Raw genomic sequence first — 3,685 nt, forward strand, 5'->3', positions numbered from 1 at the left:
CCCGCATCACCGGACGCCGCACCCAGCTGACCGGCCGACACCGGCCGGCCCACCATGGACCCGACCGACATCACCGGCGCACCCGACACATCGGCGACCGCGAGCCGCATTCCTCCGTCGTCGGACCTCTCGATGCGGACGCGGACGGCGGAGGCGCCGACCGCGTGCAGGCGCACGCCGTTCCAGGCGAACGGAATCACCGTCTCGCCCTCACCGTCGTTCAGGATCGCCGCATGCATCGACGCGTCCAGCAGCGCCGGATGCAGACCGAACCCACCGGCCTCACCCACCGACTCCTGCGGCAGAGCGACCTCGGCGAACAGCTCGTCACCCCGACGCCACGCCGCACGCAACCCCTGGAACACCGGACCGTAGCCATAACCACGCTCACGGAAGACCTCGTACGCGCCCTCCACCGGCACCACCTCGGCACCCACCGGAGGCCACTGCGCCAGATCGAACCCCGCCGACGCCACACCCTCCACCAGGAACCCGGAGGCATGGGTGGACCAGTCCTGCGCGGCGTCCTCGGAGCGCGAGTAGACGGCGACCGTACGGCGTCCGCCGTTCTCCGGGCCGACCACCACACGCACCTGGACGCCGCCCCGGTCGGGCAGCACCAGCGGCGCGGCCAGGGCGAGTTCCTCCAGCGTCGCGCAGCCCGCGGCCTCGCCCGCCGTCAGGGAGAGTTCGACCAGCACGGCGCCGGGCAGCAGGGTGCGGCCCAGGACGACGTGATCGGCGAGCCACGGCTGCGCCTCCACCGACAGCCTGCCCGTCAGCACCACACCACCCGAGTCCGGCAGCGCCACCACCGCACCCAGCAGCGGGTGGTCGGACGCGTCCAGACCGGCGCCGGCGGGAACCGTGGTGGCGCCGTCCGTGGCGTGCAGCCAGTAGCGCTGCCGCTGGAAGGCGTAGGTCGGCAGGTCGACGGTCCGTGCGCCGGTGCCGGCGAAGTACGCGGCCCAGTCGACGGGAGCGCCGTCGCTGTGCAGGTGACCGAGGGCGGTGAGCAGGGCGTCGGTCTCGTCCCGGCCCTTGCGGGCGACCGGCACCAGCAGGACACCGGTGTCGTCGAGGCAGGTGCGGGCCATGCCGGTCAGCACCGCTTCGGGACCGACCTCGACCCAGCGTCCCACTCCGGCGGCACGCAGTGCCTGGACTCCGTCGGCGAAGCGCACGGCCTCACGGACGTGGGTCACCCAGTAGGCGGGCGTGGTGAGTTCGCCGGGTGCGGCGATGCGGCCGGTCACGTTGGAGACGACGGGCAGCAGCGGGTCGGCGTAGGAGAGGTTCTCGGCGACCGTGCGGAAGTCGTCCAGCATCGGCTCCATCAGCGGGGAGTGGAAGGCGTGCGACACCCGCAGCCGGGACGTACGACGGCCCAGCCCCCGGAACACCTCCGCCACGGCCTCCACCGCGGCCTCCACGCCCGAGACCACCACCGACGACGGCCCATTGACCGCCGCCACCGACACCTCGTCCGTCAGATGCGGCACAACCTCCGCCTCCGCCGCCTCGACGGCCACCATCGCACCACCGGCCGGCAACGCCTGCATCAGCCGGCCACGGGCAGCCACCAGCGCACACGCGTCCGCCAGGGAGAAGACACCCGCCACATGCGCGGCGGCCACCTCACCGATCGAGTGTCCGGCGACGTAGTCGGGGCGCACGCCCCAGGCGTCGAGCAGGCGGTACAGCGCCACTTCCAGGGCGAACAGCCCGGCCTGGGCGTAGGCGGTCCGGTTCAGCGCGTCCTCGTCGTCGCCCCAGAGCACGTCGCGCAGCGGCCGGTCCAGGTGCTCGTCCAGAGCCGCGCACACCGCGTCGAACGCCTCCGCGAACACCGGGAAACGACCGTACAGCTCACGACCCATACCGAGCCGCTGCGAACCCTGGCCCGAGAACAGGAAGGCGGTCGAGCCGCCGTCCCGCGCGGTGCCGTGGAGGACGGCCGGGGACGACTCGCCGCGGGCGAGCGTCCGCAGCCCGTCGAGCAGGTCTTCACGGCCGGCACCGAGTACGACGGCGCGGGACTCCAGCACGGTGCGGGAGGTGGCCAGTGCGTAGGCCGTGTCCAGCGGGTCCTGGTCCGGGCGGTCCGTGAGGTGGTCGAGGAGTCGTCCGGCCTGGGCGCGCAGCGCCTCGGGGGTCGCGGCGGACACCGTCCAGGGCAGCGGGGTCGTCGGGCGTTCGCCCTCGCCGTCGCCGTTCACCGGTCCCGGCTCGGCGGCCGGGGCGGGTGCGGGGGCCTGTTCCAGGACGACGTGCGCGTTGGTGCCGCTGAGTCCGAACGCGGAGACACTCGCACGGCGCGGGTGCGGGGCGTCCGGCCACGGCCGTTCCTCCACGACCAGTTCCGCGTTGCCCTCGGTCCAGTCGACGTGCGGCGAGGGCCGGTCGACGTGCAGGGTGCGCGGCACGGAGCCGTGCTCCATGGCCATCACCATCTTGATGACGCCGGCGACACCGGCGGCGGCCTGCGCGTGCCCGATGTTCGACTTGATCGAGCCGAGCAGCAGCGGCCGGTCGGCGGGCCGGTCCTGACCGTAGGTGGCCAGCAGTGCCTGCGCCTCGATCGGGTCGCCCAGGGTCGTGCCCGTGCCGTGTGCCTCGACGACGTCGACCTCGGAGGCGGCGACTCCGGCGGCTTCGAGCGCTTGCCGGATGACGCGCTGCTGCGAGGGCCCGTTGGGTGCCGTGAAGCCGTTGGACGCGCCGTCCTGGTTGACGGCGGTGCCCCGGACGACCGCGAGGACGCGGTGCCCGTTGCGTACGGCGTCGGAGAGGCGCTCGACGAGGAGGACACCGACGCCCTCGGACCAGCCGACGCCGTCGGCCGCGCCCGCGAACGCCTTGCAGCGGCCGTCCACGGACAGACCGCGCTGCCGGCTGAACTCGACGAACATGCCCGGGGTCGACATCACCGTGGCGCCGCCGGCCACCGCGAGCGAGCACTCGCCCGAGCGCAGTGCCTGGACCGCGAGGTGCAGGGCGACGAGGGAGGACGAGCAGGCGGTGTCGACGGTGACGGCCGGGCCTTCCCAGCCGTACGTGTACGACAGCCGGCCGGACACCACGCTGCCTCCTGCCGTGCCGGAGGGCGACACGTTGAGGGCGTAGTCGTGGTACATCACGCCGGCGAACACGCCGGTGCGGCTGCCCTTGAGCGAGGCCGGGTCGATGCCCGCGCGCTCGAGGGCCTCCCAGGAGGTCTCCAGGAGCAGTCGCTGCTGCGGGTCCATGTACAGGGCCTCGCGCGGCGAGATGCCGAAGAATCCGGGATCGAACTGGGCGGCGTCGTAGAGGAAGCTGCCCCGACGGGTGTAGCTCTTGCCTTCCGCGCCGGGCTCCGGGTCGTACAGGCCCTCCAGGTCCCAGCCGCGGTCGTCCGGCATGTCGGAGACGGTGTCGACGCCGTCGGCGACCAGTCGCCACAGGTCCTCGGGCGAGGTCACTCCGCCCGGGTAGCGGCAGGCCATTCCGACGATGGCGATCGGCTCGTTGTCAACGGGCGTCGTGCTCACGGCCGTTCGGCCGGAGGCGGTGGAACGGAGGGCCGGGCCCGCGAGCTTCTCCTCGATGTGCTCGGTGACGGCGAGGGCGTTGGGGTGGTCGAAGACCAGGGTCGCGGGGAGTCGGAGTCCGGTGAGGTTGTTGAGCTGGTTGCGCAGTTCGGTCG

1 pseudogene is annotated in these 3,685 nt (G+C 73.1%); it reads right to left on the reverse strand.

Annotation, left to right across the window (positions count from 1 at the left end):
• Positions 1-3,680 (reverse strand): annotated as a pseudogene (locus tag ACF07S_RS33375) (beta-ketoacyl synthase N-terminal-like domain-containing protein); the annotation flags it as partial.
• Positions 3,681-3,685 lie beyond the last annotated feature (5 nt).

The organism is Streptomyces sp. NPDC016640 (genome assembly GCF_043076215.1).
GTDB lineage: Bacteria > Actinomycetota > Actinomycetes > Streptomycetales > Streptomycetaceae > Streptomyces.